Raw genomic sequence first — 15,019 nt, 5'->3', positions numbered from 1 at the left:
TAATTTTAAACCTATCCGATATTATTCTAACCAATTTTTAAAATCCTTAACACGTTCTCTAGCTACTATAATATCTTGCTCGTTAAAACGGTTGAGTTTTATTTGAAGTCGTGAGTTGGTATAACTCACCATATCTTTTATCGCATTAATATTCACGTAGAATTTTCTACTAATTCTGAAGAACACATCAGGTTCTAAATCCGCTTCTAGCTCATCTAAAGTCGCGTCTAAAAGATAATTACGGCCTTCGGTGGTAAATGCATAAGTGCCTTTGTTTTCACTGTAAATGCATTCGATATCTTCAATATTAATAAGCTTTAAATGCTGACCAACTTTTACCGAGAAGCGTTTTTTGTACTCGCGCTCAATCGGATTCACCAATAAATTTTTAATATCATTAAAATCTAAGGTGACAGATTGTTTTTGAGGTAATCTGCCTTTGTATTTTTCCACAGCTGTTTTTAGATCCTCATCATCAATGGGTTTTAATAAGTAATCAATACTATTTAGCTTGAAGGCTTTTAAGGCATATTCATCATAAGCTGTTGTAAAAATCACAGCGGACTTTATATCAATAGCTTCAAAGATTTCAAAAGACAAGCCATCACTCAACTGAATATCTAAAAATATCAAATCTGGATGCTCATTATTTTGAAACCATTCTATAGACTCTTCAACCGAATGTAACATGGTTTCTGCATTTAGATCTACAACTTTTAACATACGTTGTAATCGCCTTGCTGATGGTTTTTCGTCTTCTATTATGATTACATTCATGACTTATAATTTATATATTTTGATTCTTAAATTTATAAAACGGGTTATTCCCAAAAGGTTGTTTTCTTATCTTTTTCCTCTAAGAATTCTTCTGCTTTTTTGTCTTCCCAACTTTTCTTAAAGATCTGTTTGCTTTTAAAAACATTCAAGCCGTGCACAACAATAAAAACGGTCCAAGCGACAATTAAACTGAGGTTTAAGCTGATGATATTATTCTTGTATGGTCCTGCAACAATATATAGGTTATACAAGAGAAGCGCTACAAAAACGATGTAACCGGCCAAATGAATATAGAAAAGTTTAATTTTTCTAAGGTGATCTTTAGCCTTTCGTAATTGCTCTTTTTTGTCGCTATTCATGTTATTTATAGTTGTACTCTTCAATTTTACTTTTTACTTTTTACTCATAACTCATAACTAAAACCTATTCCCAATTCTGCTCTTCTTTATTCATAAACTCTTCAATTTTTCGTTTTTCCCAATTGTTTCCAAAAAAGAAATTTGGACCAAAAACACCAAGAAAATGAAAGACTAAACCAATACCCCAAAATAATGCAGTGGCATACGTTCCGAATTGTGTAAAACCATTATTAGAATTCACTCCAATCAGTATAATTAAAAAGAGATTGACTATCACATAACTCGCCAAGTGCCAATAAAAACCCACAAGTGCATCTACTTTTTTCTTGGCTCTTAAATACGCTTCTTCTTTTCTAAAGTCAGATGTATCTTCTGTTTCACTATAAGGTTCTATACTATATTTCTCCATCATTTGCTGCTTTTATGTTGTTGTAACTCATCATTCATATACTCTTCTATTTTACGTGCTTCCCAGTCATCTCCCAAAATTAAAGGAAGTCCAAATACAGAAAAGGCATGTAAAGCAAGTCCGACTCCCCAAACTAACCATGATGCAACCGTAGAAAAGTCAAAAAAGGCTTCATTATAGGTTTCTCCATTATGAATATTGTTCATTACCTTAACCGCTGTAATCACTGTATTTATTACAAAATATACCGTAAGGTGTGTATAAAACGCTTTTAGTTTTTCAACTCTTGTTTTCGCTCTTAAATATTTTAATTCAGAATCTTGTTTTTCCATTGCTATATAGATTAATTCCAACGTGTATTATCATCTTGCTTACGCATATATTCTTCAATTTTTCGTTTTTCCCATCCTGCTCCAAGCGCTCCATCATCTACAAATACTCTGTATGCCTGAAACACTAAACTCAATCCCCAACCAAATGCAGGAAACCAAAACCATTGGATGGTCATAGAAGAATACGTATACCATATGAATACTAAAAACGGTATGACGAATATGTAGGATATTAAACTGTAATAAAACGCCTTTAATTCTTCGACACGCTTGCGTGCTCTAACATAATCGTCGTTAAGACGCTCTTGTGATCTTTGTGCTGTTCTCATGATTGATACTTGTTTTGTGAGCATAGGAATTGCGACTGCAAAATCCTTCTCTCGTTGATTGATGTGTACTTTTTTATTTGATAAAAGCTGATAGCGTTGTTTTATATTTTCTAACCCCACTCCACTACTCTTCTTTACGATTTGTTTGGGTTGAAGATTATTCATCACCACTAAATAATTATCATCTTCATATATTTTGATATGCAAGGGTTTACTTGATGTTACCATATTATGCTTTACCGCATTTTCTAACAACAATTGCAATGACAATGGCACCACTTTACTTTCTGGATTTGACGCTTTATCCGGAATCTCAAAAATGATACTATCCTCAAAGCGCATCTTTAAAAGCGACATGTAAGTTCTTGCAAAATTCAATTCCTCATCTACAGTCACTAATTCCTTACTTTTCTGCTCTAAAACATAACGATAGACTTTAGATAGTGAGGTGGTAAATTTTTGTGCATTTACAGGATTCTCTTCAATTAAACTCGTTAAAACATTTAAGCTGTTAAACAAAAAATGAGGATCTAACTGATTCTTTAAAGCATCGAACTTTGCACTTGCTGTGCCAGCAATTACCTTCTGCTCCTTTATCTTGTTTTTTTGATAGCGATTATAGAAATAAACAAAATGAAAAACAGATACGATACTTAGTGTTATCCAGATGCCAAACGAATAGGCTTTCCAGGATTCCTTTTGTATAAACATATCAAAGTCAGTCCCATAATAAAATACTGATGTTCCTGCTCGTAAAAGAAAGAGACCTACTAAAGAGATAAATGTACTCCCGATAATACCTATAAGTATGCGTTTAATATAATCTCCTTTGCTCCATGTCCGTCTTTCCATATAATCGAAAAACGCCATATTAGAATACCCTAAAACAAAGGCGTAGAGTTGGTAAAACCCAAATTGAATAATAAAGTCATTAAATGAGTCATAATTAAAACCATCAGATAAAAGATTACCTATTACGAATACCACACATCCAATGGCGAATGTTAGACTAATTTTTTTTAATGACTTCAACATAATTTATTAGGATTTACAATCTTTAGAAACCGCTTCTGCACGTTCTTTTCCCCAATTAGGGTGTAATTGACTCTCTGGCTTAAAGGTATTAAAAAGTTCTATGGATGCTTCTATGTCTTTGCAATAAGGAGCTGTGTCTTTTCCGAAATATTTTGCACTTCCCATGGCCCACTCTGCCTTACCTAAAGCCGCTCTTGGGTTAGAAGGGTCAATAGCTGTTGCTTTTTCATAAAGCTCCGCTATTTTACCACCATACTTCATACCGTAGGTCATACCATCAAACGCCACCCAATTTGTAAAAACTTGAGCCTGCATAACCAGCAATTCTGTATTATTTTCACTTTTCAACATAGCAGCATCTAAATGTTCTTGTGCCTTGTCTAATTGTGCTTTTAAAACTGTCGCATCTTTTTCTGTCCAACTTTTTAGACTATTAATCTGTGCGATATAATAATTTGGTAACCACTCTTTAGGTTCCGCCTTAGCAATACGCTCAAACATATTTTCGGCTTCATCTGTTTTATTAGCTTGCCAAAGTTCGAAGGCTTTTGTCATGCCTTTTTCAAAATTAGTTTGTGCTTGTGTAAATCCTGAAATTATTAGCAAAGCAGTGAGTATTATAGTTTTCATATTACAGTTTTATAGTTAGTGTTTTATCGTCTTTTAATTCAAATTTAGCGTCCGCCCATTTTGGTGGTCCCATAAATCCTTTGGCATCATTAGAACACCCATAATCTTCCGTAGGGATACCAAAAAAGTTAGTATCTAATTTACCATTATCATTTTCATCGTGAAAAATTGAAACCGCATAAGTTCCTTGTGGAATGTCATCAAAAGTTACCGTACACTTTTTATTTTCTATTTTGCTCATGGTACCTTTATAAGACGTCTCTAAAAAATCAATTTCAGAATTATAAAGCGCTATAAACATTTTCCCTTTATTATTATCAGCCTCTACAACAGTGACTGTAATAGCATATTTTTCTTGGGCGTCTAACTGAAAACTGATAACGCTAATCAAAGCAATAACAGTCATTTTTATGAGTATATTCATGGTATATGGTTTTGTTTGATACAAATATCGATTACAAGTTCTGGTTTTAAAAACTGAAATAACTGAAATGTTATTTTTTAATGACGAATTGTAATTTTCAAAAATTCTGTCAAAAATCAGTAACTTACAGAGGCTTATACCTACTAACATTTTATAACCATCACTAAAAACCAACTAAAAAATGAAAAATCACATCCTATTTCTTGTGTTCACTCTCGTTTCAACTTTTGTGTTTTCGCAAACTGACAAACGTCTAAAAGGTATAGAAAAACAATTTAACGCTGTTTTAGAAAGTACAAAAGCTGCAGGTTTTGCCGTAGCTATTGTAGAAGGAGATAAAATTATTTATGCCAAAGGTTTTGGGTATGCTGATTACGAAAATAAAATCCCAGCAGATGCCAACACACTATTTGCCATTGGTTCTACGACCAAGGCATTTACATCGGCTCTTTTAGGCTTACATCGCGAAGACGACAAACTAACGTTTAACGATCGTCCGAGAAAACACATTCCGGAATTAGAATTTTACAATGATGAGATGGATAACACCATTACCATTAAAGATTTAATGCGTCATAGCACAGGTTTACCAAGACACGATGGTTCTTGGTATTATTTCCCAAGTCATAGTAAAGACAGTTTAGTCACTAAACTAAAATACCATGAACCTTTTACCGGAGTGCGTGAACACTGGTACTATAACAATTTTGGCTTTTTATTACAAGGGGTCATTACCGAAAGAATTACAGGGAAAACGTGGGAAGAAAATATTGAAAACGAATTCTTTAAACCATTGGGAATGGCTCGTTCTAAAACGACCATTGCAGGCATGAAATCTAGTTCTAACGCCGCTTTTGGTTACGAGTTAGATGCCGATAGAAATATCACCAAAATGGATTATTACGATATTTCAGGTATGTCTCCTGCAGGAAGTATTAACAGTAGCGTTAATGATATGGGTAACTGGTTAATTACATGGGTTAACGATGGAAAATACAAAGACCAACAAATTATTCCTGAAAATTACATAAAAGAAGCCATGAGTTCTCAAATGGTTGTTGCTGCAGGCTTTCCTTCTAAAGAATTACCAGATGCACAATTCGCTAATTATGGCTATGGCTGGTTTTTGCATTCGTATAAAGGTCATTACATGGTAGAACACGGTGGTAATATTGATGGTTTTTCAGCGAGTGTTGCCTTATATCCTTCAGATAGTTTGGGAATTGTGGTTTTAACGAATCAAAATGGCTCACCAGTGCCAAGACTTATTAGAAATATCACGGCAGATTATATGCTGAATGTTGACAAAACAGAATGGGCGAAAAAATACAAGGAAGATTTAGACAAGTCCTTAGACGCTATGAAAGAAGCTAAAGACGAGAAGGAAACATCTAATGTAAAAAACACGAGACCATCACATACAAAATTAGATTACACAGGTACTTATGAAGAGAAAGGCTATGGTAAGTTTGAAATTGAAATAGAAAACGATTCCTTATTTTCTAAACTGAATGGAAAAAAAATATTCTTAAATCATTTTCATTACGACACATTTGAACTTCTTGAGATTAAAAATGGAAAAGTAGACACCACGGACACTGGTAACTCAATTAAAATAAACTTTAGCACCAACATTGCAGGAGATATCGATTATGGACGCATCGCTATTGAAGGCTTATTAGATCCTATTGCTTTTAAACGTACACCAAACACCATCGATGTAGATGCTAAAACCTTAGAGCAGTATGTTGGTAAATACGATTTAATGGGCACAGAAATTAAAGCCTACATTAAAGACGAAAATGTACTTTATGTTTTTGTACCCGGACAACCAGAATATGCTCTAATCCCAACGGCAACACACAAATTTAATTTTAAAACACTCGAAGGCTTTAAGATTGAGTTTCTTGCAAGTGATGACAAAAGTATTAATGAAGTAAAATTTATTCAGCCCAATGGGACGTTTGTGGCCAAACGAAAACTAGAAGATTAATGCATACGTGACTTTACGAATATAAAAGTTGAAATTATTCAGTAATTTTATTAACTGATAAGTAGTACTAGAAGCTATACTTATCCCGACATTAATATGGGGTATTGGTGATGGAAGTTACTATATAACGAGTTGTAAACAATTTAGACCAACCTAAAACAAAATAGAAATATGGGAATGATTGGAAATGTTATCAGAGTATCTCAAGAGGAATTGAATGGCTTTTTGAATAACTCTGAAACTCTTGAAAATAAAATTTATGCAGACGAAAGTTATGAGGCTGAATGGTTTCTTGATTTGGATAAATCTTGGGACGGAATTAATTATATTCTGACTGGAGAAATAATTGGAGGACTTGAAAACGAACCGAATGAATTACAAAGAGCACTTTTTAGTTTTCAGATTATTGACGAAGGACAAGACCTTGGTTATGGACCAGCTCAATACCTAAATCCGAATCAAGTAAAAGAAACATATTCTGAATTGGAAAAAATAACAGATGACGTTTTAAAAAGTAAAATTAATGGTTCTGAAATGAACGAAATTGGAATTTATCCTGAAGTTTGGACTGAATCAGAATCTCACGAATTTCTAATTGACAGTTTTAAGGAATTTAAAGAATTTTATAAAAAAGCATCTGAAAATAATGAAGCTATAATTACATATTTGAATTAAAAATTGTTTACAACACCGTATATAATTTATTGATGGCTTCTCGCAACAAACCATATACGTACGTGTAAGGGATCACTAATCTAAAACACGTTATAGTTCTCCTCTTTTTCTATATAAAGATATTTAATACAAACTAAAGAAACACGTTGTGATGCATTGCTCACTCGAAATAAAATCGGAAATATAATTTGAAAAGAAAAAACATAATATATCTTATTATAGGAATTGGAATTATATATTTAATTACAATAAATATTATACCTGAAAAATTTTCTGATAATTATGGATTAAAAATGAATTCTAAAAGAACTGAATTAGGGTTATTGAATCTAAATGAAAATTGGAAACTAGACAGTATATGTTCTCTAAAGAATGATTACAATAAAGCCACTAAATCGAATTCAATATTTGAAAATGATATTTATCTTCAAATTTGGTCAAATAAGAATTCAGACACTGCCAATGCATTTCATAAAATCAAGGAAATATATTACCAAAAAAGTTTTTGGATTTGGAAAAATAAGATAGTAATGGAAAGTGATTATTTTCAGAACCCAATATCAAAATTAGAATACGAAGAACTATATACTCAATATGATTTTGAAACTAAAAAATGGTTCTCTAAATTAGATACTCTAGAAACTGAATATAAAATTAAAAAGGAAAAACTAGAGTCTGATAGTCTTTATAAATTGGGTTATTGGAAATGCGGAACAGGAATGTATGATTTAGAAATTGACACAATGGGTTTATCCAAACTGAAATTGGAAAAAATTCTAAAAAATTGGAAAATAAAATAATAACGCATCACAACACCGTATAAAAATAATTGCGGTTTAATGCTTAATCAAAGGTCGTTGCGTGTTTGTTACGTCTGATTTTTCTTGCGGAAAATCCTCGCCCACAAACACGCAACTTTCCTTATACATAAACGTTGTGTGCAACTTGGGGAATTTGTTAACTATACCAATTTTTGGTATATTTGATTCAATTTAGTACTCAAATGAATAAAAACACATCAATATCACTTGGAAATCATTTCGACCAATTTGTGCAAAGTAGCATAAGTGAAGGAAGATTTAAAAACGTTAGCGAAGTTATTCGTGCAGGATTAAGACTTTTAGAAGAAGAAGAAAGTAAAGTCATTGCATTGAAAAAAGCAATTCAAGAAGGAGTTGACAGTGGAATAGCTCACGACTTTGACCCCAAAAAACATCTTGAATCTCTAAAAGCGAAAAAGCATTCGAATGGCTCAATTTAAGCTGACCAATAAAGCTGTTGAGGATTTATCAAAGATTTGGGATTATACATTTGAGATTTGGTCGGAAAAACAAGCTGACAAATATTACGGTGATCTGATTTCTAATTGTCAAGAAATTGCAGAAAACCCAGACATAGGAAAACTCTACGATGGAATATCAAAGCAGCTTCTCGGAATGAGTGCAAATCGACATATAATATTCTACAGAAATTTGAACGAAAATTATGTTGAAATAACGAGAATATTGCACGAAAGAATGGATTTGAAGAATAGAATAGCTGAATAAAAACTGCACATAAATAATAAGTTTCTCATTTTCTGATTTATACTTAAATTTAATGAATTGTAAACTTAAGCCGTGTATAATTAATTGCTTGGTTCACTGCCGACTTACGAACATTCCTGCGGACTATTCTATCTGTGATTTATTTGCTAACTTACTCGCCTAACCGCACAATTAGTCACACAGACGACCTCAGCCTTTTAAGAAACAATGAGAACCATAGTAACAATACTCGTAACATTTATAGTCTCAACTATCGGATTTAGTCAAAATACGATCCTTTCAAGTAACCCATTAACTGAACATGAAATTAATTCAATTTTCACAGATTCATTAAAGACCAAACTTGAAATCAATTATTCTGTTTATAGGGCGTATGAGTATAATGATAAAGGCGGAAAGCACTTTATTGTTATGACCGAAAACAAAGTAAAATGTGATGAAAGAAAAGACTGTTTTGACGCTATAAAGGTATTTTGCTTTCTATATAAAAACGGACAATACGATCTCGAATGGAATTTGACTGACTTTATTCTTCCAAAAGGAAATGAAGTTTCAGAGGAATATTCAATTTCTATTTGGACAAAATATTTTGAGTTAAATGACCATGACAACGATGGATTCATTGACCCGATAATAGTGTATGGAACTTTTGCTATGAATGGAACAAGTGATGGGCGAATTAAAATTTTGGTGTATCATAAGGGAAAAAAGAGCGCGATTAGACACCAAAACGGAACTCTGGATTTCGAGAGAAACACTCAAGTAGATGAGTCGTATTATCAACTACCGAAAGTAATTCAAGACAACGTTCAACTTATAATGAAAAATATAACAGAAGACGAAAATGGAATTTTCCCTTATAATTGGAAGAATGACATGGAAAACCAAAAATTAAATTTTGACGAAAATTAAATAATGGCTGCCAACAATGGCTATAAATAATAGCTTGTTATTACCTACTTTGAAAATTAAAATATTTTTTCATTAAGAATTAACCAAATTACTATGAATAATGCGACTCTTAAAAACAAAAAAAGACCATCCCTAAAGACAGCCTTTTTATAATATTATAAGTTGAAATGTGTATTAAAACATATCTCTACCAGCAAAATGAAAAGCACTTTCAATAGCTGCATTTTCATCACTATCACTTCCGTGAGCTGCATTTTCTCCAATAGAAGCTGCATATAATTTACGGATAGTTCCTTCTGCTGCATCAGCAGGATTAGTTGCTCCAATTAAAGTTCTAAAATCTTCAACTGCATTTTCTTTTTCTAAAACAGCTGCTACGATAGGACCACGAGTCATATATTCTACTAACTCTCCAAAAAATGGACGTTCGTTGTGTATTGCATAAAATTCCTCAGCATCTGCTGTAGTCATTTGTGTTAATTTCATCGCTACGATTCTAAATCCTGAAGCCGAAATTTTCTCTAATATTGCGCCAATGTGTCCTTTTTCAACAGCATCAGGCTTTAACATTGTAAATGTTCTGTTAGTTGCCATGTATTTTTTTTTAATGAGGTGCAAAAGTAATGTATTTCTTTAATTAATCAAGAGCAGTTTTTATTAAATTAATGTTACCAAATAAGCGTCTTTCAAATTCAATTATAAACAGCAATCACATTGAGAAAATTTCACATTTTTAGTTTCGCTATCTGTTCCTGTAAAATTGATTTTCCATTAATTTTGCATCGCCATACATTTTAGAACTCAAACAATCTTATAATTCATATTAAAAGCCATCTTCAAAATAGCTAAAAAACGTATCTTCGCCATCTATGATTAAAGCACAAATTCCACAAGTAAAAGCACTCTTAAGTGTCCCTAAGAACATTGTAATTGTTCCACATAGAAACCCAGACGGAGATGCTATGGGTTCAACTTTAGCGTTGTATCATTATCTAAAATTGCACAATCATAATGCCATCGTTATGGCACCAAATGATTATCCCGATTTTTTAAAATGGCTACCAGGAGATGATACCGTTTTAAAATTTGAAACACAACAAGAAGAAAGCACAACACTTATTAATAATGCTGATCTTATTTTCACTTTAGATTTTAATGCTTTTCATCGCGCAGGACACGCAATGGCTGAAGTTTTAGAGCCATCTACTGCTATTAAAGTAATGATAGATCACCATCAGCAACCAGACGATTACGCTAAATATATGTACTCGGATATAAGTATGTCTTCGACTTGCGAAATGGTTTATAATTTCATAGAAATGCTTGGCGATGATGATAAAATTGATGCTACGATAGCAACGTGCCTTTATGTTGGGATTATGACAGATACGGGTTCTTTCCGTTTCCCTGCAACCACAAGCCGAACACATCAAGTTATTGGAAATTTAATTGAAAAAGGAGCCGATAACTCTCAAATTCATAATAACATATACGATACTAATAGTTATAATCGTTTACAATTATTAGGTAGAGCCATGCAAAACCTTAAAGTTATTCCTGAATTAAGAACAGCTTATATGACCTTATCTCAGGCGGAATTAGATGAATTCAACTTTAAAAAAGGAGATACCGAAGGATTTGTAAATTATGCATTATCATTAAAAGATATTATTTTTGCTGCCATCTTTATAGAAAGTCAACAAGATCAGATTATAAAGATATCATTACGTAGTAAAGGAGAGTTCTCGGTAAACGAATTTTCGCGAGCGTATTTTAATGGAGGAGGCCATACAAATGCAGCAGGAGGACGTAGCGACGATGATATGCAAACAACACTAAATAAATTTATTAGTATATTACCACAGTATAAACAAGATTTGCACCAATGAAACCCCTAAATTGGTAACGATTATAATATGAAACGAGCATGTTTAATATATTATCACTCAAAAAGATGATTAATAGCAAACAGCATGTGACCGTTAAAAAACAATAAATACAAACACATGAAACGAGCATATTTAAAATCCAATCATTCAAAAAGATGATTAATAGCGAACAGCATGTGACCGTTAAAAAGCAATAAATATAAACACATGAAAAACCTACTCATACTCTCTACTGTAGTATTACTGTGTTTCAGTTGTAAACCTCCTGAAGCACGCCTACCAGAATCTGTACAATCTGGCTCATTTTTAAAAGCATCTGCAGAGCGCAACAAAAAGCTTAATGAATTAGAGCAGCAACAAATTCTTGACATTATTAAAAGCAATCCAAATAACAATTATATCGCTTCAGAAAGTGGCTTTTGGTATTATTACAATACTAAAGTTGAAATGGATACCATTCAACCACAATTTGGTGATGTTGTTAATTTCACTTTCGATGTCTCTGATATTGAAGGCACCGAAATTTATGCCAACACTACTAAAACCTATATTATGGACAAAGAAGAATTGTTCACGGGTTTGCGCGAAGGCTTAAAACTTTTAAAACCAAGCGAGACAGCAACGTTTATTTTCCCATCCCAAAAAGCATTTGGATATTATGGAGATGAACATAAAATCGGAACCAATGTTCCTTTAATTTGTGAAGTAACTTTAAACACTATAACTCAAAAAAATGATTAAACAAGCACTTACAGCATTCGTTGCACTATTAGTATTATCAAACACGTCTTGCCAAGAACGCTACCCTGATTTAGAAGAAGGTATTTATGCCGAATTTGTAACCTCTAAAGACACCATGGTTGCTAAACTATTTTATGAAAAAGCACCTGTTACAGTTGCAAACTTTGTAGCATTAGCAGAAGGTAATCACCCGTTAGTTAAAGAAGAATTAAAAGGAAAGCCTTTTTATGATGGATTAACGTTTCACCGTGTAATGAATAATTTTATGGTACAAGGAGGTGACCCAACAGCTACAGGAACTGGTGATCCTGGATATAAATTTGAAGACGAACTTGTAGCAGAATATAAACATGATAAGCCTGGTATATTATCTATGGCTAATAGTGGTCCCAATTCTAATGGAAGTCAATTTTTTATCACAGAAAAAGTCACTCCATGGCTAGATGGTTATGACGAAAACGGTGTTTTAAGAGATTGTGAAAACCCTAGAGTCGCTTGTCATTCTGTATTTGGTGAATTAGTAAAAGGTTTAAATATCCTAGATACGATATCGAATGTAAAAGTGGCACCAAGAACTAACAAACCACTTGAAGATGTCATCATTAAAAAATTAAATATTATTCGCATAGGTTCAGCTGCAAAGAAATTTGATGCGCCTAAAGTATTTACAGAAGAACTTCCAAAAATTAAAGAACGTATAGCGCAAGCTAAACTTGACGCAGAAAAGAAAGCCGAAGAAGCTAAAATTGAAGCTAAAGCAAAAGCAGATGCAGCAAAAGTTGCGTTCTTAAAAAAGAACGATGAGTTAAAAGGTCGTAAAATTGAATCTCCAACAGGAATGGCAATGATCTTCACCCACGAAAGCAAAGGTGTGACACCTAAGGCTACAGATCGTGTAAATATAGAATGTGCTGGTTATTTAGAAAACGGAGAGTTGTTCTGGACCACTTGGAAAGATGTCGCTGAAAAAAATGGCAAATACGACGAGCGTACTGATAAAGCTGGTCGTTACAGTTCTTTTGATATGCCTTACAACGAAACTGCTGGGTTAATCGCAGGATTTAGAGAAGCTATGCTTCATATGAAAATTGGGGACAAAGCGAGAGTATTCATACCTTATTATTTAGGCTACGGAGAAAGAGGAAACCCTCCTGTAATTCCACCAAGCGCCAACTTAGTTTTTGACATTGAATTGGCAAGCATTAAGAAATAGGTAACACCTACAATAAGACATAAAAAAAAGCAGCTAGAGAGCTGCTTTTTTTTAATGTATTTAGACCTGTTAGATTTTCAAAACCTAACAGGTCTTTTTTTTATGCAAATTAAGCTTTAGGAATATTTTCTAAAACTTCTAGAACAAATTTCCAATACTTCTGAGCAGAAGAAATCTGAGCACGTTCATCTGGTGAGTGCGCTCCTTTAATATTTGGTCCAAAACTAATCATATCCATATCTGGATAGTTAGTTCCTAAAATACCACATTCTAAACCTGCATGGCAAGCTGCAACATGTGGTTTCTCGCCATTGTTTAAGCGTTCGTAAATAGGAACCATTACTTTTAAAATGGCAGAATCCATATTTGGTGCCCAACCAGGATAATCACCAGAAAACTCTACTTCGCATCCCGTTAATTCAAAAACAGAACGTAATGTATTAGCTAAATCTAGTTTTGTACTTTCTACAGAACTACGTGTTAAGCAACCAATTTTAATAGCACCATCTTTCACAATAACTCTAGCGATATTATTAGACGTTTCTACCAAGTCCTTAATATCTGGACTCATACGATATACTCCGTTCCAAGCCGCATGCAAAGCTCTTGTTAAGCCTTCTTGCACACCTAAATCCATGATGTTCTCTGGGGTCTCCGTTTTAGAAACAACAATTTCTAAATCTGGTTCCATAGTTTTAAACTCAACTTTCAAAGTCTCTGCAAACTCTACCATTTCAGCTTCAAAAGCCTCCTCATGTATGGCATCAATAACAACGATTGCATTACTTTCCCTTGGAATAGCATTTCTTAAGCTTCCACCATCAATTTCAGAAATACGCAGTCCAAAATTTTCAAAACCATCAAATAAAATACGGTTCATTAATTTATTGGCATTTCCTAAACCTTCATGAATTTGCATTCCAGAGTGACCTCCTTGTAATCCTTTTACAGTAATGGTATAACCAATTTTAAATTCAGGAGTTTCTTCTTCTTTATACTCGCGTCTTGCAGTAACATCTACTCCACCAGCACAACCAACTCCGATTTCATCATCTTCTTCAGTATCTAAATTTAAAAGAATAGCACCGTTAAGTAAACCTCCTTTTAAACCTTTGGCACCTGTCATCCCTGTTTCTTCATCAATTGTAAACAAAGCTTCTAACGCAGGATGCGCAATAGTATCACTTTCTAAAATCGCCATAATAGTGGCAACTCCTAAACCGTTATCAGCGCCAAGCGTTGTGCCCTTTGCTTTTACCCAATCCCCTTCAATATGCATTTCAATACCTTGTTCATCAAAATTAAAAACGGTATCGTTGTTTTTTTGATGTACCATATCTAAATGCGATTGCATTACAATTGGCTTACGATCTTCCATGCCTTTCGATGCTGGTTTACGGATAATGACATTACCAACTTCGTCTTCTATCGTTTCTAAACCTAAATTTTTCCCGAAATCTTTCATAAATTGAATCACACGTTCTTCTTTTTTTGAAGGTCGTGGCACAGCATTTAAATCTGCGAATTTATTCCATAGTTGTTTTGGCTCTAAGGCTCTTATTTCTGAACTCATAAATCTTGTTTTTAGATTTGCAAAGGTACAAAATACGATTATCACTTTATTGACATTCTTAACTTGTTTCAGAATCAAAAATCAGGTCATACTGAATTCAATTTGTTACGCATACGTTACTCATCTTTAGCTCTACTTTTCTGTAATCTTGTAGGAAATTTACAAATTCATTATGTATCTT

The 15,019-nt window shown here is 33.3% G+C and carries 18 protein-coding genes; 9 read left to right on the top strand and 9 right to left on the bottom strand.

Annotated features, from left to right (window positions below):
* Nucleotides 1-21: 21 nt before the first annotated feature.
* From DFQ09_RS07915 to DFQ09_RS07885, 7 genes are all read right to left on the bottom strand, one after another.
* Entirely contained in the window at nt 22-777 is a 756-nt protein-coding gene (locus tag DFQ09_RS07915) for a LytR/AlgR family response regulator transcription factor (protein WP_115809142.1), read from the bottom strand.
* Between the two features lie 44 nt (nt 778-821).
* Nucleotides 822-1,136: a 2TM domain-containing protein gene (locus tag DFQ09_RS07910; RefSeq protein WP_115809140.1), complete on the bottom strand. Its 315-nt coding sequence runs from the start codon at nt 1,134-1,136 to the stop codon at nt 822-824.
* A gap of 64 nt (nt 1,137-1,200) precedes the next feature.
* On the bottom strand, nt 1,201-1,548 hold the full coding sequence (locus tag DFQ09_RS07905; RefSeq protein ID WP_306455284.1) for a 2TM domain-containing protein: 348 nt from the start codon (nt 1,546-1,548) through the stop codon (nt 1,201-1,203).
* Entirely contained in the window at nt 1,545-1,877 is a 333-nt protein-coding gene (locus DFQ09_RS07900; RefSeq protein ID WP_115809728.1) for a 2TM domain-containing protein, read from the bottom strand. The genes DFQ09_RS07905 and DFQ09_RS07900 overlap by 4 nt, the downstream gene beginning before the upstream one ends.
* An 11-nt stretch (nt 1,878-1,888) precedes the next feature.
* Nucleotides 1,889-3,241 carry a histidine kinase gene (locus tag DFQ09_RS07895; RefSeq protein ID WP_115809136.1) on the bottom strand — a complete coding sequence of 451 codons (1,353 nt, stop codon included), beginning with the start codon at nt 3,239-3,241 and terminating at the stop codon, nt 1,889-1,891.
* 6 nt (nt 3,242-3,247) lie between these two features.
* A complete protein-coding gene (locus DFQ09_RS07890; protein ID WP_115809135.1) occupies nt 3,248-3,871 on the bottom strand; it encodes a tetratricopeptide repeat protein in 624 nt (207 codons plus the stop codon).
* A gap of 1 nt (nt 3,872) precedes the next feature.
* On the bottom strand, nt 3,873-4,295 hold the full coding sequence (locus DFQ09_RS07885) for a DUF2141 domain-containing protein (RefSeq protein WP_115809133.1): 423 nt from the start codon (nt 4,293-4,295) through the stop codon (nt 3,873-3,875).
* Between the two features lie 181 nt (nt 4,296-4,476).
* Between DFQ09_RS07885 and DFQ09_RS07880 the strand changes: the two genes are divergently transcribed.
* From DFQ09_RS07880 to DFQ09_RS07855, 6 genes are all read left to right on the top strand, one after another.
* Nucleotides 4,477-6,288: a serine hydrolase gene (locus DFQ09_RS07880; protein ID WP_115809131.1), complete on the top strand. Its 1,812-nt coding sequence runs from the start codon at nt 4,477-4,479 to the stop codon at nt 6,286-6,288.
* A gap of 171 nt (nt 6,289-6,459) precedes the next feature.
* The gene (locus DFQ09_RS07875) at nt 6,460-6,963 is read left to right on the top strand and encodes a YfbM family protein (RefSeq protein ID WP_115809129.1); all 504 of its coding nucleotides are present in this window, start codon (nt 6,460-6,462) and stop codon (nt 6,961-6,963) included.
* A 293-nt stretch (nt 6,964-7,256) separates the two neighbouring features.
* On the top strand, nt 7,257-7,763 hold the full coding sequence (locus tag DFQ09_RS07870) for a hypothetical protein (RefSeq protein WP_147298337.1): 507 nt from the start codon (nt 7,257-7,259) through the stop codon (nt 7,761-7,763).
* Between the two features lie 203 nt (nt 7,764-7,966).
* Complete coding sequence (locus tag DFQ09_RS07865) at nt 7,967-8,224, top strand: type II toxin-antitoxin system ParD family antitoxin (RefSeq protein WP_115809125.1); 258 nt, start codon at nt 7,967-7,969, stop codon at nt 8,222-8,224.
* A complete protein-coding gene (locus tag DFQ09_RS07860; RefSeq protein ID WP_115809123.1) occupies nt 8,211-8,510 on the top strand; it encodes a type II toxin-antitoxin system RelE/ParE family toxin in 300 nt (99 codons plus the stop codon). The genes DFQ09_RS07865 and DFQ09_RS07860 overlap by 14 nt, the downstream gene beginning before the upstream one ends.
* Nucleotides 8,511-8,717: 207 nt before the next feature.
* On the top strand, nt 8,718-9,422 hold the full coding sequence (locus tag DFQ09_RS07855) for a M949_RS01915 family surface polysaccharide biosynthesis protein (RefSeq protein WP_115809121.1): 705 nt from the start codon (nt 8,718-8,720) through the stop codon (nt 9,420-9,422).
* 174 nt (nt 9,423-9,596) lie between these two features.
* On the opposite strand, the gene DFQ09_RS07850 is transcribed toward DFQ09_RS07855, so the two are convergent.
* Complete coding sequence (locus DFQ09_RS07850; RefSeq protein WP_115809119.1) at nt 9,597-10,016, bottom strand: nucleoside-diphosphate kinase; 420 nt, start codon at nt 10,014-10,016, stop codon at nt 9,597-9,599.
* A 275-nt stretch (nt 10,017-10,291) separates the two neighbouring features.
* Between DFQ09_RS07850 and DFQ09_RS07845 the strand changes: the two genes are divergently transcribed.
* The 3 genes from DFQ09_RS07845 to DFQ09_RS07835 all read left to right on the top strand — a co-directional run bounded on the left by DFQ09_RS07845 (nt 10,292) and on the right by DFQ09_RS07835 (nt 13,265).
* A complete protein-coding gene (locus DFQ09_RS07845; RefSeq protein ID WP_115809117.1) occupies nt 10,292-11,311 on the top strand; it encodes a DHH family phosphoesterase in 1,020 nt (339 codons plus the stop codon).
* 207 nt (nt 11,312-11,518) lie between these two features.
* On the top strand, nt 11,519-12,052 hold the full coding sequence (gene gldI / locus DFQ09_RS07840; protein ID WP_115809115.1) for a gliding motility-associated peptidyl-prolyl isomerase GldI: 534 nt from the start codon (nt 11,519-11,521) through the stop codon (nt 12,050-12,052).
* On the top strand, nt 12,045-13,265 hold the full coding sequence (locus DFQ09_RS07835; RefSeq protein ID WP_115809113.1) for a peptidylprolyl isomerase: 1,221 nt from the start codon (nt 12,045-12,047) through the stop codon (nt 13,263-13,265). Before gldI ends, DFQ09_RS07835 begins: the two co-directional genes overlap by 8 nt.
* 109 nt (nt 13,266-13,374) lie before the next feature.
* Here DFQ09_RS07835 and DFQ09_RS07830 read toward each other — a convergent pair whose 3' ends face one another.
* Complete coding sequence (locus DFQ09_RS07830) at nt 13,375-14,838, bottom strand: aminoacyl-histidine dipeptidase (RefSeq protein WP_115809111.1); 1,464 nt, start codon at nt 14,836-14,838, stop codon at nt 13,375-13,377.
* Nucleotides 14,839-15,019: the final 181 nt, after the last annotated feature.

Source organism: Winogradskyella pacifica, from assembly GCF_003386275.1.
GTDB classification, from domain to species: Bacteria; Bacteroidota; Bacteroidia; order Flavobacteriales; family Flavobacteriaceae; genus Winogradskyella; species Winogradskyella pacifica.
Note: the sequence above shows the minus strand (reverse complement) of the source record. Positions and strands in the feature narration are given on the sequence as shown.